Origin of the sequence: Caloramator sp. E03 (assembly GCF_006016075.1) — a bacterium.
In the GTDB taxonomy this organism is placed as follows: domain Bacteria; phylum Bacillota; class Clostridia; order Clostridiales; family Caloramatoraceae; genus Caloramator_B.
Genome location: NZ_CP040093.1, coordinates 201879 through 227054, shown reverse-complemented (window position 1 = coordinate 227054; position 25176 = coordinate 201879). Strand labels below are relative to the sequence as shown.

25 protein-coding genes are annotated in these 25176 nt (G+C 30.3%); 24 read left to right on the top strand and 1 reads right to left on the bottom strand.

Annotated elements, in window-relative coordinates; translation table 11 throughout:
- Positions 1–30 precede the first annotated feature (30 nt).
- From FDN13_RS01200 to holA, 3 genes are all read left to right on the top strand, one after another.
- Positions 31–549 carry an ECF transporter S component gene (locus FDN13_RS01200; protein ID WP_168190029.1) on the top strand — a complete coding sequence of 173 codons (519 nt, stop codon included), beginning with the start codon at positions 31–33 and terminating at the stop codon, positions 547–549.
- A gap of 326 nt (positions 550–875) precedes the next feature.
- Positions 876–2813, top strand: a complete 1938-nt coding sequence (locus FDN13_RS01195; RefSeq protein WP_168190028.1) for a DNA internalization-related competence protein ComEC/Rec2 — start codon at positions 876–878, stop codon at positions 2811–2813.
- Positions 2782–3900: a DNA polymerase III subunit delta gene (gene holA, locus FDN13_RS01190; protein WP_168190027.1), complete on the top strand. Its 1119-nt coding sequence runs from the start codon at positions 2782–2784 to the stop codon at positions 3898–3900. The genes FDN13_RS01195 and holA overlap by 32 nt, the downstream gene beginning before the upstream one ends.
- 27 nt (positions 3901–3927) lie before the next feature.
- Here the strand turns inward: holA and rpsT are convergent, their stop codons facing one another.
- Complete coding sequence (gene rpsT, locus FDN13_RS01185) at positions 3928–4197, bottom strand: 30S ribosomal protein S20 (protein ID WP_138978504.1); 270 nt, start codon at positions 4195–4197, stop codon at positions 3928–3930.
- Between the two features lie 234 nt (positions 4198–4431).
- Here rpsT and gpr point away from each other — a divergent pair, with 234 nt between their 5' ends.
- From gpr to FDN13_RS01080, 21 genes are all read left to right on the top strand, one after another.
- Entirely contained in the window at positions 4432–5409 is a 978-nt protein-coding gene (gene gpr / locus FDN13_RS01180) for a GPR endopeptidase (protein WP_138978503.1), read from the top strand.
- A gap of 154 nt (positions 5410–5563) precedes the next feature.
- Positions 5564–6709: a stage II sporulation protein P gene (locus FDN13_RS01175; RefSeq protein WP_138978502.1), complete on the top strand. Its 1146-nt coding sequence runs from the start codon at positions 5564–5566 to the stop codon at positions 6707–6709.
- A 121-nt stretch (positions 6710–6830) separates the two neighbouring features.
- The gene (gene lepA / locus FDN13_RS01170; protein ID WP_138978501.1) at positions 6831–8639 is read left to right on the top strand and encodes a translation elongation factor 4; all 1809 of its coding nucleotides are present in this window, start codon (positions 6831–6833) and stop codon (positions 8637–8639) included.
- A complete protein-coding gene (gene hemW / locus FDN13_RS01165) occupies positions 8636–9739 on the top strand; it encodes a radical SAM family heme chaperone HemW (protein ID WP_138978500.1) in 1104 nt (367 codons plus the stop codon). The genes lepA and hemW overlap by 4 nt, the downstream gene beginning before the upstream one ends.
- Before the next feature lie 114 nt (positions 9740–9853).
- A complete protein-coding gene (gene hrcA / locus FDN13_RS01160; protein WP_138978499.1) occupies positions 9854–10885 on the top strand; it encodes a heat-inducible transcriptional repressor HrcA in 1032 nt (343 codons plus the stop codon).
- Positions 10886–10909: 24 nt separating this feature from the next.
- Entirely contained in the window at positions 10910–11527 is a 618-nt protein-coding gene (locus FDN13_RS01155; RefSeq protein WP_243120240.1) for a nucleotide exchange factor GrpE, read from the top strand.
- Between the two features lie 30 nt (positions 11528–11557).
- Entirely contained in the window at positions 11558–13378 is a 1821-nt protein-coding gene (dnaK, locus tag FDN13_RS01150) for a molecular chaperone DnaK (RefSeq protein WP_138978498.1), read from the top strand.
- Between the two features lie 32 nt (positions 13379–13410).
- The gene (dnaJ, locus tag FDN13_RS01145) at positions 13411–14580 is read left to right on the top strand and encodes a molecular chaperone DnaJ (protein ID WP_138978497.1); all 1170 of its coding nucleotides are present in this window, start codon (positions 13411–13413) and stop codon (positions 14578–14580) included.
- Between the two features lie 116 nt (positions 14581–14696).
- Positions 14697–15638 (top strand): 50S ribosomal protein L11 methyltransferase, encoded by a 942-nt coding sequence (gene prmA, locus FDN13_RS01140; RefSeq protein ID WP_138978496.1) that lies wholly within the window; start codon positions 14697–14699, stop codon positions 15636–15638.
- Positions 15639–15647: 9 nt separating this feature from the next.
- Positions 15648–16403, top strand: a complete 756-nt coding sequence (locus tag FDN13_RS01135) for an RsmE family RNA methyltransferase (RefSeq protein WP_138978495.1) — start codon at positions 15648–15650, stop codon at positions 16401–16403.
- Positions 16400–17692 carry a tRNA (N(6)-L-threonylcarbamoyladenosine(37)-C(2))-methylthiotransferase MtaB gene (gene mtaB, locus FDN13_RS01130; RefSeq protein WP_138978494.1) on the top strand — a complete coding sequence of 431 codons (1293 nt, stop codon included), beginning with the start codon at positions 16400–16402 and terminating at the stop codon, positions 17690–17692. The genes FDN13_RS01135 and mtaB overlap by 4 nt, the downstream gene beginning before the upstream one ends.
- 58 nt (positions 17693–17750) lie before the next feature.
- Positions 17751–18095, top strand: coding sequence for a histidine triad nucleotide-binding protein (locus FDN13_RS01125; protein WP_207670925.1), 345 nt, complete (start codon positions 17751–17753; stop codon positions 18093–18095).
- Between the two features lie 133 nt (positions 18096–18228).
- Entirely contained in the window at positions 18229–18405 is a 177-nt protein-coding gene (gene rpsU / locus FDN13_RS01120) for a 30S ribosomal protein S21 (RefSeq protein WP_078696164.1), read from the top strand.
- A gap of 16 nt (positions 18406–18421) precedes the next feature.
- Positions 18422–18865, top strand: a complete 444-nt coding sequence (locus FDN13_RS01115) for a GatB/YqeY domain-containing protein (RefSeq protein ID WP_138978492.1) — start codon at positions 18422–18424, stop codon at positions 18863–18865.
- 119 nt (positions 18866–18984) lie between these two features.
- The gene (yqfC, locus tag FDN13_RS01110; RefSeq protein ID WP_138978491.1) at positions 18985–19266 is read left to right on the top strand and encodes a sporulation protein YqfC; all 282 of its coding nucleotides are present in this window, start codon (positions 18985–18987) and stop codon (positions 19264–19266) included.
- 9 nt (positions 19267–19275) lie between these two features.
- Positions 19276–20457 carry a sporulation protein YqfD gene (gene yqfD, locus FDN13_RS01105; RefSeq protein WP_138978490.1) on the top strand — a complete coding sequence of 394 codons (1182 nt, stop codon included), beginning with the start codon at positions 19276–19278 and terminating at the stop codon, positions 20455–20457.
- Positions 20458–20472: 15 nt separating this feature from the next.
- On the top strand, positions 20473–21435 hold the full coding sequence (locus tag FDN13_RS01100) for a PhoH family protein (RefSeq protein WP_138978489.1): 963 nt from the start codon (positions 20473–20475) through the stop codon (positions 21433–21435).
- Positions 21413–23533 carry an HD family phosphohydrolase gene (locus tag FDN13_RS01095; RefSeq protein WP_138978488.1) on the top strand — a complete coding sequence of 707 codons (2121 nt, stop codon included), beginning with the start codon at positions 21413–21415 and terminating at the stop codon, positions 23531–23533. Before FDN13_RS01100 ends, FDN13_RS01095 begins: the two co-directional genes overlap by 23 nt.
- The gene (gene ybeY, locus FDN13_RS01090) at positions 23520–24002 is read left to right on the top strand and encodes an rRNA maturation RNase YbeY (protein WP_138978487.1); all 483 of its coding nucleotides are present in this window, start codon (positions 23520–23522) and stop codon (positions 24000–24002) included. Before FDN13_RS01095 ends, ybeY begins: the two co-directional genes overlap by 14 nt.
- A 10-nt stretch (positions 24003–24012) precedes the next feature.
- On the top strand, positions 24013–24708 hold the full coding sequence (locus FDN13_RS01085) for a diacylglycerol kinase (RefSeq protein WP_138978486.1): 696 nt from the start codon (positions 24013–24015) through the stop codon (positions 24706–24708).
- Positions 24709–24774: 66 nt separating this feature from the next.
- Positions 24775–25173 (top strand): cytidine deaminase, encoded by a 399-nt coding sequence (locus FDN13_RS01080; protein ID WP_138978485.1) that lies wholly within the window; start codon positions 24775–24777, stop codon positions 25171–25173.
- The last annotated feature ends 3 nt before the right edge of the window (positions 25174–25176 follow it).

Sequence of the window (25176 nt, the reverse complement as noted above, 5' to 3'; positions counted from 1 at the left end):
ATGTATCGATACATTAAAGGGGGTATTAAAATGAATAAAAAAATTAAGAATATTGTCTATACTTCATTAGCAGTGGCACTAGTTACAGTAGCAACCATGATAATCAGGATACCTTCTCCAAAGATGGGATATATAAACTTTGGTGATATTATGATTTTTATAACTGCTGCAATTTTAGGAAGAAGAATAGGTTTTGTTGCAGGAGGACTCGGTTCTGCCATTGCTGATATATTAGGAGGTTATTTTATTTATTCTCCAGCAACTTTTATAATAAAAGGTCTTGAAGGTTTAATATTTGCTGTTCTTATTAAAAAAGATGTTGATGGTAATTTAAGGTCAACTTCTATTGTTATTGCTTCAATTGTTGCAGGAATGTGGATGGTACTTGGATATTTCATTTATGAATATTTTATGTTTGGTATTGGTAATGCTTATCCTAATGTTCCTGCAAATATGATACAGGCAGGAGTTAGTGCAGCAGCAGCTATTCCAATTGTGATTGCAGCTCAAAAAACTGGAATTACACTAAAACTTAGAATAGACAGATAACTGCCATTTTGGCAGTTTTTTTATAGGAAAAGTATTAAATAATACCAATTATGGGAAAAATATAAATAAGATAACTGAATGATAGAAATTTGTTAGAAAATATAATATGAAGAATTGTGGGGTTTTAAATATTTATGAAAAGGATTGCTCTATATCTATATCCTTTTTTTATTTTAGGTATTATATATTTCAACAATAGAAGCTATCTTTATATTAGTGCAGTATTATCTGCACTATTTTTAATATTTTTTATTTTTAAGAAAAATAACATAGTATATTTTTGTATAATAATTTTTTTTATTGGTATATTTGCAGCATACATTAATATGAAGATTTTTGATTATAAATATAATACAATTAAAAGCTATAAAAGCTTAGAAGGCTATGTCATTGAAAAGGCTGATAATAGCTTAATTATAAAAAATTATAAGGATAGGTATATGGTAATTCTTAGGGTTTATGGTGCAAATAACATAAAGGCAGGGGATTATATTATTTTTACAGGAGAAGTTAGGGAAAGACCTTATTATAGGGTTTTATTAATGAATGCAAATAATATTAATGCTTATATTTCAGCATACAGTTACGAAATTAAAATAAAAGACAGAAAAAATATAATTACGTTACCAATAAAATTTAAGTATAGAATAATAAATGGGATTATGAGTATAGATGATAAAGGAGGAGATTTTATTTGCAGTCTTTTATTTGGATATGATAAGAATTTAAATAATGAAAATAGAGAGAGTTTTAATCAGCTTGGCATATCTCATATACTTGCAGTATCAGGGTTTAATATAGGTATTATATTTTATTTTTTAAAATATGTTTTAAAAAATATCCCTGCAAATATAAGAGATATAATAAGTCTTTTGCTGTGTTTTATATATACATTTCTTTCAGGGTTTCAACCTTCTATATTAAGAGCCTTCTTATTGATAGTATTGATTACTATTGCTAAAATAATAAGAAGAACAGTTGATTTAATAACAATGATAACAATAGTTGGATATATTATGCTTATTATAAATAGTTATTATATTTATAATCCTGGTTTTTTACTTTCTTTTTCTGCAACTTATGGAATAGTATTGTTAAAAAATAAAATAAAATCTTTATTTCCTGAGTTAAAGATATTTAAAGATGAGGCTGCTACTGCAATATCGGCTTTTATTGCAACTTTACCAATTGTTCTTTGGTATAATGGATATGTGTCTTTAATATCTGTTATTGTAAACATTATGATTTCTCCATTAATTGCTTTTTTAACTATTTTGAGTTTTACTTCTTCTATTATATATGCTGTAATTAGGTTAAGTTTTATATTATATCCAGTTGTATATTTAGGAAGTTTATTTATTAATATTGTAAATTTTTTAACTAAAATAAATAGTATATTAGTTTTCGGAAGACCAAATCTTGTTTTTATAATTTCTTATTATATACTTATTTTATTGTTTTTTGATTTTATAAAATATAAAAAAGAATATTTTTATATTAATACTGTTATTATATTCTCTATGGTTTTTAGTTTATTTTATAATCCTCATACACTTAAAATACATTTTTTAAATGTTGGTCAGGGAGATAGTATATTTATTGAAACTCCAGAAAGGGGTAGCATACTTATAGATACTGGCCCAGAGTTTAGTGAATATTCAGCAGCAAGAGATGTAGTAGCACCTTATATAAAAAGATGTGGTTATAATAAAATCGACATGCTTGTATTAACCCACTTACACAATGATCATGCAGGAGGGTTTGAATATTTAGTTAATAATTTTAAAGTTAAAAGTGTTATTTCCTTTAAAAAGCTGATTGGAAAAAATTATGATTTTATTGAGTTATCAAAGGGTGATAGTATTAAAATTAAAAATTTAGTTATTGATGTGCTTTATCCTGATGGTGATGAAGAAAGTTTAGAAGGTAATGAAACTTGTATTGTATTAAATTTAAAGTATAAAAGATTTTCAATTCTATTAACGTCTGATGCACAAAAAAGTGTTATGGACAGTATAGAAGGGGATTTTGATGTGGTAAAGATACCTCATCATGGTTCGAAGGAATCTTTTAGTGATAATTTTTTTAAAAACTCTAAAATAAATATTGCAGTAATAAGCGTTGGAAAAAACAACTTTAATCATCCATCACAAATGGTTATTGAGAAGCTAAAAGAAAAAGGAGTAAAAGTTTTGAGAACAGATGAGTTAGGAAATATAACCATTGAAACTGATGGAGAAAAATATAGATTATATTATAGATAAAGGTGATAATATGATAATAAATACATATAATGATTTTTTAAATATAGTATCGAAAAACAAAAGAGGCATTTTTTTGATTTGCGGACAAGAAAAAAATCTAATTAGAAAAAGCATTAAAGTTTTATATGATTTAATAACTTTTTTTCCAGAAATTAATTTAATAACTCTTTCAGGTGAAAATATAAATGTTGATTCTATTATAAATTCTTGCGAAACAATGCCTTTTTTTTCAGATAGAAAACTTGTACATATAAAGAATCCAGATTTTCTAAAGAAAACAAAAAAGGAAAGCTCAAATAAAAATCCTTCCCTTACAAAAGAAGAAAGTGTGGAAAATATTAGTGGAAATTTAAGTTCAAATGATATAGTATCATTTTTAAGTAAATATATTTTAGAACTTCCTGATAATATAATTTTTCTTATAAGTTATAATGATGATATTGATTTAAATAATAAATTCGTAACCTCTGTGAAGAATTCAGGATATCTTGTTCAGTATAACTTGCTTAAAGCAAAGGACATTGAAAATATAGCCGTTGAAATGTTTAAAGATAGAGGAAAGGATATTAAAAAGGCTGAGCTTGCTTATTTTATTTCTGATATTTCGTCTATAGATGAACTTGAGATGGAGATTGATAAAATTTGTGCTTTTGCAATTGACGAAAAGATAATTACAAAAGCTCATATAGATGCAGTTTCTTATAAAGGAATTGAAAGTAATATATTCAAGCTTGTAGATGCTGTTATAAAGAAAAATGCTGATGGAGCTATTTCAATAATTAATAATCTTCTTTTTCAAGGGGAAAACCACCTTATAATACTTGCTATGATAATACGACAGTATAGATTAATTTATAATGTTAAAAGGTATTTGCTCCTTAAAAAGGAACAAAGCGAAATAAAAAGAATATTGAAGATTAAAAGTGACATTATATTAAAAAATTTAATTGTTCAATCTAACAATATGAATTTTGATGAACTAAAAAGAGCCTTTGATTTGTGCCTTGAAGCGGATTGTAACATAAAAAGAGGAAGAATATCTCCTAACCTCTCCCTTGAGATGCTTATAGTTAATCTTTGTAATTAAAAAAACACCCTTTAGGGTGTTTCTTTTTTAGTTTGCAGCTGCTTTATTAAGTATTACAGCAAGTCTTGATTTCTTTCTTGCAGCGTTGTTCTTATGAATAACTCCTTTTGCAGCAGCCTTATCTATTAAATGAGAAGCTCTGGATAAGAGAACCTTTGCCTCATCAAAATTTCCTTTTTCAACAGCAGCTTCAAATTTCTTTATTGCTGTCTTTATAGCGGATTTAACCATTTTATTTCTTTCTGTTCTAATTTTAGTAATCTTTATTCTCTTTATTGCTGATTTAATATTTGCCATTTTCTTCCCTCCTTTTGAAAATTAAATATATTAAGGCAGATTGTGGGGAATCTGCGTACGAGTTTCTATATTGACAAAGGATATTATAACATTAATGATTAAATTGTTCAAGTAAAATATGTTAAATAAAAAGTAATTATCAGGTTTAATTTTATATTTCATTTAAGAAATAATTTGTTTATTACTAAAAATATTTGGAAAAAATATTTTTAGTATAATAAAAGGAGGATTGTTATGTTTAATATAAGAACGGATCTTGCAGTAGAAGCCAGAGAGATATATAAGAAATCAAATAAAAGAGAAGTACCAGGGGTAAAGGTCGATGTTGAAGAGGAAATGGAAGGTATAAGAATAACAACTGTAGAAGTCGAAAATGAAGTTGGTGCTAAAATTATAGGAAAACCAATTGGAATCTATATAACAATGGAAATACCCGGTATAAGACACTACGATGCAGATTTTCATGATGAGCTTAGCAAATCACTTGCAAAACAACTTACTAAACTTGTTCATCTTGAGAAAAACCAAACTGCTCTTGTTGTTGGGCTCGGCAATTGGAATGTAACCCCAGACTCATTAGGACCTAAAGTTGTATCAAAGCTTATGATAACAAGACACCTTAAACAATATATGCCTGACCAAATTGAAGAAGGAATATATTCTGTTTGTGCTCTATCACCTGGAGTCCTTGGAATAACAGGAATTGAAACTGCTGAAATAATACAAGGGGTTATTGAAAAAATAAAGCCTGATGTATTAATTGCTATAGATGCTCTTTCTTCAAGAAAAATGGAGAGGGTAGTGTCTACAATCCAGCTTGGAAATACAGGGATAAGCCCTGGATCAGGTGTTGGAAACAAGAGAATGGAGCTTACATATAAGTCTCTGGGCATACCTGTTATTGCGATTGGAGTACCTACGGTAGTTGATGCTGCAACTATGTCTAATGATACAATTGATCTAATGATTGATACTTTAATTGAGCAGAGTAAGGATAACAAAGATTTTTATAATATGCTAAAAAGAGTTGATAAAGAAGAAAAATACGGAATGATAAAAGAAATATTGAATCCTTATATAGGAGATCTAATGGTAACTCCAAAGGAAATAGATAGTTTGATTGAGGATATGTCAAAAATAATAGCAAATGGGATTAATATATGCCTTCACCCAGCCATTGAACTTAAAGATGTGAATAGATATGTGCATTAAAAATAACTTTTGTACTATAAATCTATTTAAATAACACTATTATAATCTGAAGCAGCTTTTGCTGCTTTTTTTGTTATAACCTATAGGTTTATTTCATATAATGTATGGAACTATATTTAGCAAAAATATATTGTAGCACAAAGGGGATGAGAGTATGAATAAAAAGTACTGTGAAGAGATTATAGGAAAAATAGTCTTTTTTATAATTGGATTATATGTCCTTATAAAGATTTTTATACCCATTATATATCCCGCAAGTTTAGCATCGGGTTTATATGATAAATATGAAGTCTATAAGAGAATTTTAGATAAATCAAATGCTTATATTGAAACTATAATGGATTATAACGATTTTGAAGAAGATAAAAAGGAGCTAATATCTATAATTTTTAAGTATCTTACAGATATTGACATATCAGATCCAAGAACATATTTAACTTCACAAATTCCAATGTTTCAACTTATAGATATAACTTCTCTAATATCAAAAGAAAGTGGTCCAGTTGTAGTTGTACCAAATGTTGCACAACAGGATGTTGAAAATGAAAGTGATAGTGAAAATGAACAAAATAATAATAATTCAACAAATAATAGTGTAAATAATTCTGCTCAAGATGATAAAACACAACAAAATAATAATTCAGATTCTCCTTTAAAGGTTAAATTAGGTAATATAAAACCTATAAAGAAGATGAAGCTTGATCCTAAAAAGCCCTTGGTTTTAATATATCATACTCATACAACTGAAAACTATAACCCTCAAAATAGAACTAATGAAGATTATACTACAGATCCAAATAAGGGAGTATGCAGGTTAGGAGAAGAAATAAAAAATGAGCTTCAAAATGTTTACGGAATTGCAACTATACATGATACTACTGTACATGATCTTCCTAAAAGAGAAGGAGCATACGCAAAGTCAAGACCTACTGTTCAAAAATATGTAAAACAGTACTCAAGCCTTAAAATAATAATAGATCTTCACAGGGATGGCAATGTTAATATAAACAAGACAACTGCAATAATAAGTAATGAAAGGTATGCAAGGGTTATGTTTGTAGTTGGTACAAACAACAAGAACCATTCAAAAAGTGAGCTTATGGCAAAAAAGATTAATGATGTTTTTGAGAGTTTATATCCTAACTTTTCAAGAGGACTTATGTTTAAAAAAGGAATATACAATCAGGATGTATCTTCAAAGATAATATTACTTGAGGTAGGATCTGATGGAAATAGCCTCGAGGAGGCATTAAGATCAGCAAAGGTAATTGGAAGGGTAATAGCTCAGTGCTTAAATTAAAATAATGCTTTTTGTTGACATGATAATTAAAATATATGATATAATTTACATTGATTCATAATATATTTAAAAGATTTTATACTAACTTTAATATAACTACCATAATAATAGGAGGAATTATATGCCAAGCAAAAGACAAGAAAAGATAAGGAATTTCTGCATAATAGCTCATATAGACCATGGAAAATCAACTTTAGCAGATAGATTAATTGAAGCAACTGGAACATTAACAAAGAGAGAGATGGAGGATCAAGTTCTTGATACTATGGAGCTTGAGAAGGAAAGAGGAATTACTATAAAATCTCAAGCTGTAAGACTTATATATGTGGATTCAAAGGGAGAAGAATATATACTAAATCTTATAGATACCCCTGGTCATGTGGATTTTAACTATGAAGTATCAAGAAGTCTTGCAGCCTGTGAAGGAGCTATCCTTGTTGTTGATGCAACTCAGGGTATACAGGCTCAGACTTTAGCAAACTGTTATCTTGCACTTGATCATGACCTTGAAATAGTGCCTGTTATAAATAAAATTGATCTTCAAAGTGCAAGGCCAGATGAGGTTAAAAAGGAGATTGAAGATGTAATAGGACTTGACTGTTCTGATGCACCGCTTATTTCTGCAAAGGTTGGAATAGGAATTGATGAAGTTTTAAAGGCTATCATTGATAAAATACCATCACCAAAAGGGGATGAAAATGCTCCACTTAAAGCATTAATTTTTGATAGTATATACGATTCTTATAAAGGTGTTGTATGCTTTGTCAGAATTAAAGACGGTACTGTTAAAAAAGGTACAAAGATAAAGCTTATGATGACGGGAAAGGAATATGAAGTAACTGAAGTGGGTATATTCAGACCAAGTTTTATGGAAGTTACAGAGCTTAAAGCTGGTGATGTTGGATATATTACTGCTAGTATTAAAAATGTAAGAGATGCAAGAGTGGGGGATACTATAACTGAAGCTGAAAGAGTAGCCGATGAGCCATTGCCTGGTTATAGACCAGCAATTCCTATGGTATTTAGTGGTTTCTATCCTGCTGATAGTTCAAAGTATGAAGAGTTAAAGGAAGCTCTTGAAAAACTTCAACTTAACGATGCAGCTTTAACCTTTGAACCTGAAACTTCTGTAGCTTTAGGGTTTGGATTCAGATGTGGTTTTCTTGGCCTTTTGCATTTGGAGATAGTTCAAGAAAGACTTGAACGAGAATATAACCTTGACCTTGTAACAACAGCTCCAAGTGTTATATATAGAATAATATTAACAAACGGAGATGTTTTAGAACTTACTAACCCTACGAATATGCCTTCTCCTACAGAGATAGATTATATGGAAGAGCCAGTTGTTAATGCTTCTATAATATGTCCAGATGAATATGTAGGTTCAGTTATGGAACTATGCCAGGGAAGAAGAGGAACATTTAAAAATATGGAATACCTTGAACCTACAAGGGTAATGCTTCATTATGAAATTCCGTTAAATGAAATAATATATGACTTCTTTGATGTGCTAAAATCGAGAACTAAAGGTTATGCATCCTTAGACTATGAACTTGCAGGCTATAAAAAGTCAGAGCTTGTAAAACTTGATATATTGTTAAATGGAGATGTTGTTGATGCTTTATCTCAGATAGTACCTAAAGAGAGAGCTTATCATAGAGGCAGGGCAATAGCTGAAAAGCTAAAGGAAGTTATACCAAGACAGCAATTTGAAATACCTATACAAGCGGCGATTGGTTCAAAGATAATTGCAAGAGAGACAATAAAGGCTTTAAGAAAAGATGTACTTGCAAAGTGCTATGGAGGAGATATATCAAGAAAGAAAAAGCTACTTGAAAAGCAAAAGGAAGGTAAAAAACGAATGAAGCAGATTGGAACTGTTGAAGTTCCACAAGAAGCTTTTATGGCAGTATTGAAGGTGGAACAATGATAAAATCGCTTTATGTGCACATACCATTTTGCATTAAAAAGTGCCTCTACTGTGATTTTAACTCTTATGTAAGATTAAATGAGCAGGATGCATATATTAATGCTCTTTTAACTGAAATTAGAAAAATTAAACAGAATAAATTTGATACAATATTTGTTGGTGGGGGTACTCCCACCATTTTATCTATATCAAACTTAAAAAAGCTTCTTGAACAGTTAAAGTTTTTTGAGCCTTTAGAGTTTACTTTTGAAACAAATCCTGGAACTGTAGATATTGAAAAGGTTAAACTTTTAAAAATGTTTGGAGTCAACAGGATTTCCATTGGTCTACAGGCATGGCAGGATACTCTTCTACAAAAACTTGGAAGGATACACAAATTAGATGATTTTTTAAGAACCTATGATATTTTAATCAAATCGGGCTTTGAAAATATAAATATAGACTTAATGTTTGGAATACCAGATCAAAGCATGGAGGACTGGATAGAAACAATAGAAAATGTTTTGAAGTTAAATCCAAAACATATATCCTGTTATAGTTTAATAGTTGAAGAAGGTACACCATTTTTTGAAATGTATAACAAGGGGAAACTTATTCTTCCTGATGATGATATTGAAAGAGAAATGTATTATTATGCGGTTAAAAGACTATCTGCTCATGGAATTCAAAGATATGAAATATCAAATTTTTCGAAAAAAGGATATGAATGTAGACATAATATAACCTATTGGATGGATGAAGAATATATAGGTATAGGAGCAGGTGCCCATTCATATATTAAAAATGTTAGATTTTCAAATTATAGAGATATACAAAAGTATATTGAAGGAATCAATTTAGGGAATGCTATTATGGAGAGTGAAACTATAGATTATAATGATGAAATGGCAGAATTTATGTTTATGGGACTTAGGATGGCAAGTGGCATTAAGAAAGAAAGATTTAAAAAAAGATTCAATAAAGATATAAATGACGTTTATAAAATTGAAATCAATAATCTAATCAGGCAGGGACTTTTAATTGATGTTGGTGATAGTATTAGGCTTACTGATAGGGGAATAGACTTTTCAAACAAAGTTTTTATTAATTTTTTAAAATAGAATTTTTGTATAAAAAATTGTGGGGATATTGACAAAATTATTCAATAGTGATATTTTATTATCGTAATAATTAGCACTCAATAGGTTAGAGTGCTAACAAAAGGAGGTGGAAGTATGGATTTGGGCGAGAGGAAAAAGACTATTTTAAGGGCAGTGATAATAGACTATATAGATACAGCAGAACCAGTAGGCTCAAGAACAATAGCCAAAAAATATGAGATGGGGATTAGTTCGGCAACTATTAGAAATGAAATGGCTGACCTTGAGGAGCTTGGATATCTTGAACAGCCTCATACTTCTGCTGGAAGAATTCCTTCTGATAAAGGATATAGATTCTTTGTAAATGAAATTATGGAAAAACAAAAGCCATCAATATATGAAATAGAAAATATTAAAAATTATTTTGAAACAACTGAAATTGATGAGATTGATAAGACAATAAAACAGATATCAAAGCTGCTGTCAAATTTAACTCAATATACTTCAGCAGTGCTTTCACCCTCTGTAAAAAAAAGTTCAGTAAAATCGATACAGCTTATACAGCTAAGTTCTACAGATATAATTGCAGTAATAGTAACTGATACTGGAATAATAAGACATTGTAAAATAAAAATACCAAGACCAATATCAAATAACACTTTAACAACAATAAATAATATGTTGAATGCAAAACTTGTAGGACTTACAGTTGAAGATATAGACTTGTCTGTTATTTCTTCTATACAGCTTGAGTTGAAGGGGTATAATGAAATATTAAGTTCTATTATACCAGTGCTTAATGAAAGCCTTAAATCCTATGATTGTGACATAATACTTGATGGAACAACCAATATTTTTTATTATCCTGAGTATAACGATTTAGAAAAGGCAAAAAATTTTCTTTCACTGCTTGAGCATAAAGAAAAGCTTTTAGATATATTCTCCGATGATGATAACAATATAAGTGTATCTATAGGAAAAGAGAATATATATGATGAGATAAAGGAATGCAGCATTGTAAAAGCTACTTATAAAATTGGAAATAAAGCAGTAGGAAAAATAGGAGTTATAGGACCAACAAGGATGAATTATGCAAAGGTTATTGGTATTTTAATGTATTTTACAAATATATTAAATCAAATGCTTAGGAACCATATAGATGAATAAAATAATTTGGTAGAAGGTGATAAAGTGACAGAAGAAAATGTAATGAAAAATGAAAACATTCAAGATGAAAAAAATATGAGTAATTATTGTAATGAAGAAAGTAAAGTTCAAGACAAAAATATTGAAAATGATGTTGAAACTAAAATCAATGAAGTCAATGATGAATTAAAGCAAGATTTTCAACAACTTTATTTAGAACTTTTAAAAAAGTATGAGGCTAAGGAAAAGGAAGCTAATGATTATCTTGATATGTTAAGGCGTAACATGGCTGATTTTGATAACTATCGTAAAAGAACGAACAAAGAAAAAGAGAGTATGTATGATGATGGCATTATAGATGCGGTAAAGAATCTTTTACCAGTTCTTGACAATCTTGAAAGGGCACTTGAGTATAACAATGAAAGTGAAAGTCTTATTGAAGGAATTAAAATGATAGTTAAACTTTTTAAAGATACCATAGCAAAGATGAATATTCAGGAAATTAATGCTTTGGGAGAAAAATTTAACCCAGAATATCATAATGCAGTAATGCATGTGGAAGATGAAAACTATGGTGAAAATGAAGTTGTTGAAGTCCTACAAAAAGGATATAAATATAAAGACAAAATACTGCGTTACAGCATGGTTAAAGTAGCTAATTAACAATGAATAATATAAAGGAGGAAGAAGATTATGGGAAGAGTAATAGGTATTGACCTTGGTACAACTTATTCATGTATGGCTTACATGGAAGGAGGAGAACCAGTAGTTATACCAAACTCAGAGGGTGCAAGAACAACAGCTTCAGTTGTTGCATTTAAACCTAATGGTGAGAGAATAGTAGGTCAGGTTGCAAAGAGGCAGGCTATAACAAATCCAGATAGAACTATAATGTCAATTAAAAGACACATGGGAACTGATTATAAAGTAACTATTGACGGTAAGTCCTATACTCCACAGGAGATATCAGCAATGATACTTGCAAAGTTAAAGGCTGATGCAGAAAGTTATTTTGGGGAACCTGTAACTGAAGCTGTTATTACAGTTCCTGCATATTTTAACGATAGCCAAAGGCAAGCAACAAAGGATGCAGGTAGGATTGCCGGACTTGAAGTCTTAAGAATAATAAACGAACCTACAGCAGCATCACTTGCTTATGGACTTGATAAGATGGATAGAAATCAAAAAATACTTGTATATGACCTTGGCGGAGGTACCTTCGATGTTTCTATACTTGAAATAGGAGATGGAGTATTTGAAGTAAAATCAACTAATGGTAATACACACCTTGGTGGAGATGATTTTGACCAGAGGATAATGGACTATCTTTGTGATAATTTCAAAGCTGAATATGGTATTGACCTTAGAAACGACAAAATGGCACTACAAAGATTAAAGGAAGCTGCTGAAAAGGCAAAAATAGAATTATCAACTTCTCTATCTACAGAGATAAATCTTCCATTTATAACAGCAGATGCAACTGGTCCTAAACACATAAACGTTACATTAACAAGAGCAAAGTTCAATGAATTAACAGCTGACCTTGTTCAAGCAACATTAGAGCCTATGAAGAATGCCTTAAGAGATGCTGGACTTGAAATCAGCCAAATTGATAAAGTGGTTTTAGTTGGAGGATCTACAAGAATACCTGCTGTTCAAGAACTTGTAAGGAATTTTACTGGTAAAGAGCCAACAAAAGGAATAAACCCTGATGAGTGTGTTGCAGTAGGTGCAGCTATTCAGGCAGGAGTATTAAAGGGTGAAGTAAAGGATGTTCTTCTTCTTGATGTAACTCCTCTTTCCCTTGGAATTGAAACCCTTGGAGGGGTATTTACAACATTAATACCAAGAAATACTACTATACCGACAAGAAAGAGCCAGATATTCTCAACTGCTGCTGATGGTCAGACATCCGTTGAGATACACGTTCTCCAAGGTGAAAGACCGATGGCCAGAGATAATAAGACACTTGGAAGATTTACTCTCTCTGGAATACCACCTGCTCCAAGAGGAGTACCTCAAATTGAAGTTACTTTTGATATAGATGCAAATGGAATAGTTCATGTTTCAGCTAAAGATTTAGGTACTGGTAAGGAAGCAAACATTACTATAACAGCTTCAACTAACCTTTCAGAAGAAGAGATACAAAAGGCAGTTAAGGAAGCTGAAAGGTATGCAGAAGAGGATAAGAAGAGAAAGGAAGAAATTGAAGTTAGAAATAATGCTGATTCTATAGTGTACCAGACAGAAAAAACATTAAAGGATCTTGAAGGAAAGCTTTCACCAGAGGATAAATCAGAAATAGAAGCAAGGTTAAAGAAGGTAAAGGATGCTCTTAATGGTACAGATATTCAAGCTATAAAAAATGCTACTGATGAACTTACACAAAAATTCTATGAAGTTTCATCAAGGATATATCAGCAGTCTGCAGGAAATGCTAATGCAAATCCAGGAGGTAATACTGGTAACCCAAACGATATACATGCTGACTACGATGTAAAGGACGACAAATAGCATAGGGAGGGATTTAATTCCCTCCTTACTGTATGTGGAAGGTGGTGAGGCAAGTGGCGAAGGATTACTATGCAATACTTGGAGTTAGCAAAAATGCAACTGACGAAGAAATAAAAAGTGCTTTTAGAAAGCTTGCATTAAAATATCATCCAGATAAGAATCCTGGAGATAAAAATGCTGAGGAGAAATTCAAAGAAATAAATGAAGCTTATCAGGTTCTATCTGATCCTCAAAAACGTGCACAGTATGATCAATTTGGTACGGCTGATTTTAATGGTCAAGGTGGATTTGGCGGTTTCGATCCATCAAACTTTGGTGGGTTTGGTGGCTTTGGAGGCTTTGAAGGTTTTTCTGATATATTTGGTGATATATTTGGTGATATGTTTGGTGCAAGACGACAAAAGAATGGTCCTCAAAGAGGAGCTGACTTAGAGTATAATCTTGAATTAACTTTTGAAGAAGCAGCTTTTGGAGTAAAAAAGGATATTGAAATTTATAGATATGAATCATGTGATAAATGTCATGGTACAGGAGCAAAGCCGGGGACTTCTCCAAAAGCATGTCCTAAATGTAATGGTACAGGGCAGATTAAAACTCAAAGAAATACGCCTTTTGGAAGCTTTGTAAGTGTTACTACTTGTGACAGATGCTATGGAGAAGGAAGAGTAATAGAGACACCGTGCCCTAACTGTGGTGGAAAAGGTAAAGTTAGAAAAAAGAAGATTATATCAATAAATATACCTGCAGGGGTAGATACTGGAAATACAATTCCTTTAAGAGGAGAAGGAGAACCAGGTTTAAGGGGAGGAGCACCAGGGGATCTTTATATTAACATTAAGGTAAAGCCTCATAAAATATTTCAAAGAAAAGGCTTTGATATAACCTGTGAAGTTTCTATATCCTTTATAAAGGCAATACTTGGAGGAGAAATTGCTATACCTACTCTTGAAGGAGAAGAAAAGTATACAATTGTACCAGGAACTCAGCCAGGAACTATTGTAAGATTAAAAGGTAAAGGCATAAATAAAATCCGTGGAGGAGGAAGAGGAGATCTTTTTGCAGAGCTTAAGGTAGAAATCCCTAAAAAACTTACTGAAAAGCAAAAAGAGCTTTTAAATAAGCTTGCTGTTGAGTTCGGAGAGGATATAAAGGAAGGAAAAAAATCCTTTATGGATAAATTTAAAGATGCCTTTGGAGGATAAAATAAGAAAAAGGTCAGATGAGAGCCAAAAAACATCTGACCTTTTTTAATAATCAATGTTTTTTACATTATAATAATAATATAGTATAATTAATAAAAAACGAAAGGATGAATATTGTGAATGGGAAATGGATTGAAATAAAGATAATTACAAGTAGTGAAGCAGTTGAGCCTGTGTCGGGCATATTCTATGGACTGGATGTTAAAGGAGTTGCAATAGAGGATCCAAACGATATTATAAAAAGGGATCAAGGAGAGCTTAGCTGGGATTTTGCTGATATTTCAATACTTGAATACAAAGGCAGTGCAGCTGTTGTTAAAGGATACTTTAATCCAAATGAGGATATAGATAAGATAGTTGAATACATAAAAAATAAAATAAATGAACTTAACGATTTAGGAATTGATATAGGTCAAGGTAAGGTAATAACTAATGTAGTATATGATGAGGATTGGGCAAACTCATGGAAAAAATATTATAAAACAACAAAGATAGGTAAAAACATAGTCATAAAACCCAAATGGGAGGATTATGAGAAAAAAGAAGATGAAATAGTGATAGAGCTTGACCCTGGTATGGCCTTTGGAACAGGCACCCATGAAACAACAATGATGTGCATTGAGCTTCTTGAAAAATATGTAAAAAAAGGAGATATAGTATTTGATATAGGAACTGGTTCAGGAATACTCTCAATTTCTGCATCAAAGCTTGGAGCTGCAAAAGTAATAGGAGTAGATATAGATGAAGTAGCAGTTCATGCAGCAAAGGAGAATGTAGAATATAATAATATTAAAAATGTAGAGATAAGGCATGGAAATTTAACTGATGTTGTTGAAGGAAAAGCAGATATAATTGTTGCAAATATAATAGCTGATATAGTTTTAAATTTGATAGAAACAATAAAGCCTTTTGTGAAAGAAAATGGAATATTCATTGTGTCAGGTATAATTCAAGATAGGAAACAGGATGTACTATTAAAATTCAAAGAAGAAGGCTTTGATATTTGTGATATCAAAGAGATGGGTGAATGGGTTGCAATTTCTGCAAAGGTAAGCTAAGGAGGATATATGCATAAGTTTTTTGTTAACAGTGAAAATATAAATTATAGTAATAATAAAATACTAATTGAAGGGGAAGATGTAAATCATATAACGAAGGTTTTAAGGCTAAGAAGTAAAGATAGAATATTGATTTGTGATGGAAAAGGGAATGAGCATGTATGTACTATAGAAAGTTTTAATAAAAAAGAAGTATTGTGTACTATAGAAGAAAAGTTTCAAAACAAAACTGAACCAGATATAAAAATATCCTTATTTCAAGCCCTTCCAAAGTCACAAAAGATGGATCTTATTGTACAAAAATCCGTTGAGATTGGAGTTTGCAATATATATACAGTTATTACCAAAAGGGTTGTAGCTGATATTGGAAGCAAAGACATAAGCAATAAAATTGAAAGATGGAGAAGGATTTCCATGGAGGCTGCAAAACAGAGTAATCGCGGTATGATACCCATGGTAATTGAGCCTATTGATTTCAAAAGGGCAGTTGAAGAGCTAAAAAAAATGGATATTGCATTTGTACCTTATGAAAATGAAAAATCAATTGGTTTTAAAAATGTTTTACATCAAAAAAACAATATAAAAAATGTAGGAATATTTATAGGTCCTGAAGGAGGATTTGAAGAAGAAGAAATAAAACTTTGCATAGAAAATGGAATACATCCTGTAACTTTAGGACCAAGAATACTTAGAACTGAAACTGCAGGTTTTGTAGCATCAACTATAGTTTTATATGAACTTTCAGATATGGGAGGAAGTAAATGAAAAAAGTTGCCTTTTATACTTTAGGTTGCAGAGTAAATCAATATGAAACTGAAGCAATTGCAGAAGTTTTTATAAAAGATGGATATGAAGTTGTTGATTTTGATGAATTTGCAAATGTTTATGTTATAAACACTTGTAGCGTTACAAATATTAGTGATAAAAAGTCCAGAAATATGATTAGAAAGGCTAAAAAATTGAATCCCGAAGCTGTTGTAGTGGCAGCAGGATGCTATTCTCAAGTAGCGCCTGAAGAAGTCGCTTCAATTGAGGGGGTAGATATTGTTGTAGGAACGACAGATAAAATAAAGATACCCCAAATAGTTAAGGAATATTTAAAAGAAAAAAAGCCAATAAAGCATGTTGAGAATATAATGAATATACGAACCTTTGAAGAGATGGAAATTGAGGAATATCAGGACAGAACAAGAGCTTTTCTAAAGATACAAGATGGTTGCGAAAATTTTTGTTCCTACTGTTTAATCCCCTTTGCAAGGGGACCTGTACGAAGTAAAAATCCAGATAAAGTATTAAGCGAAGTTAAAAAATTAGCTTTAAATGGGTATAAAGAAGTAATACTTTCAGGAATTCATGTTGCATCTTATGGGAAAGATTTAGGGAATGTTGATCTTGTATCTTTGATTGAAAATATAAATGATATTGAAGGAATTGAGCGCATTAGAATAGGTTCAGTAGATCCCACATTTTTCACAGATAATAGAATTGAAAGTTTAAGTAAAGTTAAAAAGCTTTGCAATCATTTTCATCTGTCTCTTCAAAGTGGATGCGATGAAACATTAAAACGCATGAATAGGCACTATACGACAGGAGAATATAAGGGTATAGTTACAAAGTTAAGAGAGAAGATACAAGATGTTTCTATAAGTACTGATATTATTGTAGGTTTTCCAGGGGAAACTGATGAGGAGTTTAATGAAACTTATAAATTCTTAGAAGATATAAAATTATCAAAGATGCATATATTTAAATATAGTGAGAGAAAGGGTACAAGGGCAGAAAAGCTTCCTAATAAAGTAGATCCCTTGGTAAAAGAAATTAGAAGCCAAAAACTTATTAAACTTGATGAAATATTTGAAGAAAGCTTTATTAAAAAGTTTATAAATAGTGAAATGAAAGTGTTATTTGAAGAAGGAGACGATGGAATCTATTTTGGTTATACTACAAACTATATTAAAGTAATGGTAAAATCTAAAGAAGATATAACTGGTAAAATTATGAATGTAAAGTTGGTAAATTGTTTGAAGAATGTTGCAGAGGGTAATTTAATTTAGCATAAAAGAAGGAAAATAAAGATTTATGTTGAATTAAATAATATGAATGGAGGTGAAGATAATGAATTGTATATTTTGTAAAATAGTAGAGGGAACTATACCTTCTCAAAAAGTCTATGAGGATGAGAAGGTAGTTGGTTTTAAAGATATAAGCCCTGTTGCTCCTGTACATATTATAATAATCCCTAAGCATCATATAGAATCAGTAATGGAAGTTGATGAAAATAATGCTGATATAGTAAGTCATATAATTCTTGTAGCAAAAAAAATAGCAAAAGAGCTTGGAATTAGCGAAAAGGGATTTAGAATAGTAAACAATTGTGGTAAAGAGGGAGGGCAGACAGTACCTCACTTGCATTTTCACCTTTTAGGTGGTAGAGATATGCAGTGGCCTCCAGGTTGATTCTAAATTATCATTATTTATTGACAGTATTTACACCCATAATATATAATATAATATGTATTTAAAATACAAACATCACAGCACTTTATTTATTATTATCTATTATTGAAAATAGCGGAGGGAGGGAGAACAGGTGTCAGAAATCAGAGTTGGAGAAAATGAATCAATTGATAGTGCACTCCGTAGATTTAAAAAGAAATGCGCAAGAGCTGGTGTGCTTGCAGAAGTAAGAAAGAGAGAACACTATGAAAAGCCAAGCGTAAAGAGAAAGAAAAAATCTGAAGCTGCAAGGAAGAGAAAGTTTAAATAATGAAAGAAGGGTAAGCATGTCGCTCAAGGATAAATTACAGGAAGACTGGAAGGCTGCCTTAAAAAATAAAGACAGCTTTAGAGCTAATGTAATTAGTATGGCAAGAGCTGCTGTACTTCAAGCTGAAAAGGTTGATGGCTCAAAACTTGATGATGAAGGTGTAATTGCTGTCCTCTCTAAGGAAGTAAAACAACGAAGGGATTCAATCCTTGAGTTTGAAAAAGGGAACAGGCAGGATCTTGTTGAGCAGGCCAAAAAAGAAATAGAGATTTTGCTTGAATACCTTCCTCAGCAGTTATCAAAAGAAGAACTAACTGAAATAGTTAAAAGTGCTGTGAATGAGGTAAATGCTACAAGTATTAAAGAGATGGGAAAAGTTATGGCAGCAATAATGCCTAAAGTTAAGGGGCGAGCCGATGGAAAGCTTGTAAATGAAATAGTAAAGCAAATTTTACAATAATAAGACCCGAAGAGGGTCTTTTTAATTTTTTGATTTATAGGATACATAAGTATTCTTTTGTTATTTTAAAAAAAAAGAATGCATAATTATATTGTATAGAAATAAATAGAGGCCTTTTTATGCAAAAAGAAAGAGTTAATAAATTGAAAAGTAGGGTATCAGAATCCCTTGACATTCCAAAGGATGTTACCATGGGAGTCCCAAATATAAAAATGATTGGTAATATTGAAGTTTCTATAGAAAATCATAAAGGAGTAATTGAATATTCTAAAAACATATTAAGAATCAACTCACATATAGGAATAATAAAGATTTATGGAAAAGAGCTTGAGGTAAAAGAAATTAATCAGGAATTTATAACGGTAATTGGAAATATTGAAATAGTTGAATTTATTAAATGAGGTGTGAAGATGGCAAGTAGGAGCTCTAATGAATTTTTTAGTGGATATATCGTGGTAAGATTAGAAGGATTAAATCCAGAAAAGTTCATTAATATGGCAATTAAGTATGGAGTAACTCTTTGGGATGTAAAAAGAGTTAACTTTACGACTGTAATTTTTAAAATGAAATATGACCAGTATGGAATGCTTAGAGGTATAATTCAAAAGACAGGTGTAAAGACAAAAATAATTAAAAAGGTAGGAATGCACTTTATATATAAAAAAGCTTTGAGAAGGAAAGTTTTTGTTTTAGGGATTGGGATATTTTTAGCTATAATAGTTTATATGTTAAATATAATATGGCAAATTGATATTGTTGGGAATAAAACTGTTAACACAGATATAATATATGAAGCTGCTAAAAAAGCAGGACTTAAAGAAGGAACCTTAAAGTATAAGTTGAATCTAAGAGATATTGAAGATTACATTTTAAATAATGTAAAAGAAATTTCGGTAGTAACAATTAAACTTCAAGGTATTAAAGCTAAAATTGAGGTTGTTGAAAGAAAGATGCCACCACAAATAAAAAATTTAGAAGAGCCTATAAACGTAATAGCTTCAAAGGATGGAATAATATTAAAAATTTCAGCATATATGGGCAAAGCCATGGTTAAAGAGGGAGATTATGTAAAAAAAGGTCAAGTTCTTATTTCGGGAGTTTTAACTGACACTCAAAATGTACCTATAAAATTAGTTCATGCCTTTGGAGAGGTAATTGCAAAGACATGGTATGAATCAGTTAAAGAAGTAAATATAAATTATAAATATGAAGAGAGAACTGGTAGAACAGCAAAGAAAGTATATTATAATTATTTTGGTAAGGATATATATATAAAAAACGATAACATTCTATTTAAAAAATATGATAAAATAATAGAAAAAAAAATATTTAAAATAGGAAATTTTTCTATGCCAGTGCAATTAGTTACTGAATATTATTATGAAAAGACTGATAAATATAAAATTATAAGCTATGAAGAGGCTACTAATATTGCACTTAATGATGCTGAAGAAGATGTAAAAAAATATCTTCCAAAGGATGCAAAGATATTAGATAAAAAGGTAGACAAGATTATAGGTAATGGTAAAGCCAAGGTAAGAGTTCTTTATATTACTGAAGAAAATATTTGTATTGAACAGGAAATAAATTAGAATGGAGGAAATGAATTGGAAAAAGAGAGAAGAATAGAAATAGACAAAGTTGAGGATATAATAAATTTATTTGGAAATTATGATGAAAATATTAAAGTTATAGAGCAAACATTTGATGTTAATGTTATAAGTAGAGAAAACGAGATAAAGATAACAGGATTAGGAAACGTAGAACTTGCAACAAGTGCAATACTTAAGCTTTTAGATATTATAAAAAGGGGTGAAACTATAAATCTTCACACGGTAAACTATATAATAAGCCTTGTTATGGAAGACAAATCAGATGAGATTGAAAAGATATTAGAAGATGTTGTAATAGTAACTGCAAGGGGTAAATATGTTAAATGTAAAACCCTTGGACAAAAAAAATATGTAGATTCAATCAAAAAAAATGACGTGGTATTTGGAATAGGACCTGCTGGTACTGGTAAAACATATCTTGCAATTGCAATGGCCGTAAAATTTTTAAAAGACAAAAAAGTTGGAAGAATAATACTTACAAGACCTGCTGTTGAAGCAGGTGAAAGATTAGGTTTTCTTCCAGGAGATTTGCAGGAGAAAATCAATCCATATCTTAAGCCTTTATATGATGCCTTATATGATATACTTGGAGTTGAAACTTTCCAAAAATATATGGAATCAGGTATAATAGAGGTAGCACCTCTTGCATATATGAGAGGGAGAACTTTAGATGATTGCTTTATCATTCTTGATGAAGCACAAAATACAACCCCTGAGCAGATGAAAATGTTTTTAACAAGGTTTGGCTATGGTTCAAGAATAGTTGTAACTGGAGATATAACTCAAATAGATCTTGGAGAAGGAAAAGTTTCAGGGTTAAAGCATGTAACTAAAATATTAAAAGATATAAACGGTATCGATTTTATATATTTTTCTCATAATGATGTTGTAAGGCATAGGCTTGTTATGGAAATAATTAAAGCATACAATAGATATGAAGAGAATAAAGATAGGTGATAAAATGGAAGTTAACAGAAGATTAACTCATGGGTTTATATTCAAAAATACAAGGATTATAAAGATGATTATTTTTTTATTTACTTTTTTTATATTATTTGCAATATCTTCCATGGGGGTAATACCAAAAAAATATAATTTAAAAGAAGGGGACATTGCACCGACAGATATAAAAGCACCGAGAGATTTTATAGATGATGTTGAAACTCAGGAAAAAATTAATAAAGCCATTTCTTCGGTAACTGATAAGTATAGTAAAAACGTTAATATTAAAAATGAAGCAGTTGAAAAGGTTAAAGCTTTTTTTGATAAGGTAATAGAATATAAATCAATGGATATTAATGAAGAAGAGAAGATTGATAAAATAAAATCACTTTCAGAGTTTGAGTTAGATTATAATGATTATAAGGTTTTAATACAGCTTAAGGATGAAGAAATTAAAAACATGTCAACTTTTCTTCAAAATTGTTTAGATAAAATATTATCTCAAGATATAATGATTAATGATGAAGAGGATCTTAAAAAAGCAAAAGATGATTTTAATTTTTACGTTGAAAACTTATCTATGCAAAAAAATATAAAAAAAATATGCAGTCAAATAGGACTACCTTTGATAAAGCCTAACCTTTATTTTGATGAACAGCAGACTAATGAATTAAAAGAAGAGGCAAAAAAGCAAGTACAACCTGTAGTATACAAAAAAAATCAAAATATAATATTAAAAGGAGAAGTTGTCACTTCAAAGCATATATATTTAATGAGAAAAGCAGGGTTGCTTGAGGAAAATAAAATGGCTGATATTTGGCTATATATTGGAGTAGCCTTAACAATCTTGCTTTTGGAAATGATAATAGGTTTTTATTTATATAGGTATAGAAAAAATTATTTTTATGAAAATAATAGGCTGTTGATTATTGCTATAACATTATGTATAAATGCATTATTTACTATGGGGATGAATACAATATCAGGATATTTAATTCCTGTAGCTTTAAATGCAATTCTTATAACTCTTATATTTGACTCTTTAACAGCTTTTTTTATAAGTATACCTTCAGTTGTGATAATTTCTTTTATAACGAATTTTAGTTTTGATCCTCTGTTGATATATATTATTGGGTGTATTTCAGGGATACTATTTATTAGTAATGTGCATGAAAGAAATAATATACTTCTAAGTGGTCTTTATACTGGTATAACAAATGGAGTTATAGTGCTATCAAGTAATTTTATAAACAACAATTTAAATATTCCCCAGATTCTTCTTCAGTGTTTTAGTGCTATTGGAGGAGGAATGTTGTCAGGGATGCTTGCTATAGGTATACTTCCTATATATGAGCAGCTATTTGATATAATTACTCCGATAAAGCTTTTAGAACTTACAAATCCTAATCATCCACTTTTAAAGAGACTTTTGTTTGAAGCTCCAGGGACTTATCATCATAGTATACTTGTAGGAAATCTTTCGGAAGCAGCAGCTGAAGAAATTGGCGCAAACTCTCTTTTAGCAAGAGCTGGAGCATATTACCATGATATTGGAAAAATAAAAAGACCATATTTCTTTAAGGAAAATCAAATAACAAATGATAATCCTCATGATAAGATAACCCCAAAACTTAGTGCGCTTATTATAACCTCTCATGTAAAGGATGGTTTAGAGCTTGCCCAAAAATATAAACTTCCGGGAGCGATAAAAAATTTAATAGAACAACACCATGGTACAACCCTTGTTAAATATTTTTATGCTTTAGCTTCAAATAATTCAAAGGAAGATATTGAAGAAGCTTCTTTTAGATATGAGGGACCAAAGCCTAAAACTAAAGAAGCATCTATAGTAATGCTTGCAGATAGTGTAGAGGCGGCTGTTCGTTCTCTTAACAATCCAACAATTCAAGAAGTACAATCTATGGTAAATAAAGTAGTTGAAGATAAAATAAAAGATGGACAGCTTGATGAAACAGAGCTTACATTAAAGGATATTGATACTATAAAAAAATCCTTCATAAAAGTAATGATAGGTATATTCCATAACCGTATAGAATACCCAGAACTAAATGATAAAAATAAGGAAGGAGAAGATACAATTGATAGAGTTTGATAACAGACAAAATAAAATTGAATTTACACAGGAAATACAAGATATTATAGAAAAGAGCATATATAGTACACTGCAACATGAAAATTTTTCAAAACCTTATGAAATAAGTGTAGTATTAACTGATAATGATAAAATAAAGGAAATAAATAAGGAATTCAGAGGCATTGACAGGGAAACAGATGTATTATCTTTTCCAATGCTTAATGAGAAATTCATTGATAATAATTTTAACTTTGAAGATATAAATCCTCAAACGGGAGAAGTCGTTTTAGGAGATATAGTCCTATCCCTTGAAAAAGCAAAAAGCCAGGCTATTGAATATGGCCATTCCTTTGAACGAGAAGTTTCATTTTTAACTGTTCATAGTGTTCTACATCTTTTAGGGTATGATCATGAAAGGGATGAAGATAGAATTATTATGAGGCAGAAGGAAGAGAGTATATTAGAAAAAATTGGTTTGGTGAGGTAGAAATATAACTATGAAGATAAAGAAGATTTCTGATAGTTTTAATAATGCGATTGATGGAATTATATATACTGTCAGAACCCAACTTAATATGAAAATACATTTTACTATAGCTATAATAGTTCTTCTACTTAGTCTTTTTTTTGATTTTTCTAAAATAGAAATGCTTATTCTATTTTTTACCATATCCCTTGTTATAGTTCTTGAAATGATAAATACTGCAATTGAGGCTACTATAGATGTGATTGCAAATTATTATCATCCTTTGGCAAAAATTGCAAAGAACGTTTCAGCAGGAGCTGTCCTTATTGCTGCTATTAATTCAATTGTTGTTGGATATCTTCTTTTTTTTGATAGGTTAAAGCCTATAACGCTAACTGTATTTATGAAAATTAAACAGTCAAATACTACGGTAGTTTTTATATGCCTTATACTTACGGTATTAATAACAATTGTAATAAAAGCTATCTATGGAGAGGGAACACCGTTAAAAGGAGGAATGCCAAGTGGTCATAGTGCCCTTGCATTTGGCATTGCAACATCAATATCTTTAGTAACTAGCCAATTACTTATAATTACTCTTTCTTATTTTTTAGCTTTCCTTGTAGCACAAAGCCGTGTCGATGCAAAGATACATAGTATATTTGAAGTCGTTGTAGGTGCAGTACTTGGGATACTTATATCAATATTGATTTTTAAGCTGTTTTAAAGTTTTAAAAAATCAAAAATAGTATAGAATAATATAAACTATGATAAAATAAAAAGGAGGAATATAATGGATGATTTTGATTTAATAAAATTAGCAAATGAAGCGAAAGAAAAGGCTTATGCACCATATTCAAAATTTAAAGTGGGGGCTGCGATTTTAACTAAAGAAGGAAAAGTGTTTACTGGATGTAATATAGAAAATGCTTCTTTTGGTAGTACAAATTGTGCTGAAAGAACAGCACTTTTTAAGGCAGTTTCAGAAGGATATAGGAATTTTTCAAAGATAGCAATAGTTGCTGATAGTGAAGATTTTACATATCCTTGTGGCATTTGTAGGCAAGTTATTGCTGAGTTTGGAACTGATATAGAAGTTATAGTTGCAAATAAAAAATTAGAATATAAAGTTCATCAACTTTATGATCTTTTACCTTATGCATTTTCAAAAAAGGACATTGAAAGGAGATAATAT

What these genes read in the sequence shown, in the direction of transcription:
- FDN13_RS01200 (WP_168190029.1), top strand. Translation starts at nt 31, where the DNA reads ATGAATAAAAAAATTAAGAATATTGTCTATACTTCATTAGCAGTGGCA.
- FDN13_RS01195 (WP_168190028.1), top strand. Translation starts at nt 876, where the DNA reads ATGAAGATTTTTGATTATAAATATAATACAATTAAAAGCTATAAAAGC.
- holA (WP_168190027.1), top strand. Translation starts at nt 2,782, where the DNA reads ATGGAGAAAAATATAGATTATATTATAGATAAAGGTGATAATATGATA.
- rpsT (WP_138978504.1), bottom strand. Translation starts at nt 4,197, where the DNA reads ATGGCAAATATTAAATCAGCAATAAAGAGAATAAAGATTACTAAAATT.
- gpr (WP_138978503.1), top strand. Translation starts at nt 4,432, where the DNA reads ATGTTTAATATAAGAACGGATCTTGCAGTAGAAGCCAGAGAGATATAT.
- FDN13_RS01175 (WP_138978502.1), top strand. Translation starts at nt 5,564, where the DNA reads ATGAATAAAAAGTACTGTGAAGAGATTATAGGAAAAATAGTCTTTTTT.
- lepA (WP_138978501.1), top strand. Translation starts at nt 6,831, where the DNA reads ATGCCAAGCAAAAGACAAGAAAAGATAAGGAATTTCTGCATAATAGCT.
- hemW (WP_138978500.1), top strand. Translation starts at nt 8,636, where the DNA reads ATGATAAAATCGCTTTATGTGCACATACCATTTTGCATTAAAAAGTGC.
- hrcA (WP_138978499.1), top strand. Translation starts at nt 9,854, where the DNA reads ATGGATTTGGGCGAGAGGAAAAAGACTATTTTAAGGGCAGTGATAATA.
- dnaK (WP_138978498.1), top strand. Translation starts at nt 11,558, where the DNA reads ATGGGAAGAGTAATAGGTATTGACCTTGGTACAACTTATTCATGTATG.
- dnaJ (WP_138978497.1), top strand. Translation starts at nt 13,411, where the DNA reads ATGTGGAAGGTGGTGAGGCAAGTGGCGAAGGATTACTATGCAATACTT.
- FDN13_RS01135 (WP_138978495.1), top strand. Translation starts at nt 15,648, where the DNA reads ATGCATAAGTTTTTTGTTAACAGTGAAAATATAAATTATAGTAATAAT.
- mtaB (WP_138978494.1), top strand. Translation starts at nt 16,400, where the DNA reads ATGAAAAAAGTTGCCTTTTATACTTTAGGTTGCAGAGTAAATCAATAT.
- FDN13_RS01115 (WP_138978492.1), top strand. Translation starts at nt 18,422, where the DNA reads ATGTCGCTCAAGGATAAATTACAGGAAGACTGGAAGGCTGCCTTAAAA.
- yqfC (WP_138978491.1), top strand. Translation starts at nt 18,985, where the DNA reads ATGCAAAAAGAAAGAGTTAATAAATTGAAAAGTAGGGTATCAGAATCC.
- yqfD (WP_138978490.1), top strand. Translation starts at nt 19,276, where the DNA reads ATGGCAAGTAGGAGCTCTAATGAATTTTTTAGTGGATATATCGTGGTA.
- FDN13_RS01095 (WP_138978488.1), top strand. Translation starts at nt 21,413, where the DNA reads ATGAAGAGAATAAAGATAGGTGATAAAATGGAAGTTAACAGAAGATTA.
- FDN13_RS01085 (WP_138978486.1), top strand. Translation starts at nt 24,013, where the DNA reads ATGAAGATAAAGAAGATTTCTGATAGTTTTAATAATGCGATTGATGGA.
- FDN13_RS01080 (WP_138978485.1), top strand. Translation starts at nt 24,775, where the DNA reads ATGGATGATTTTGATTTAATAAAATTAGCAAATGAAGCGAAAGAAAAG.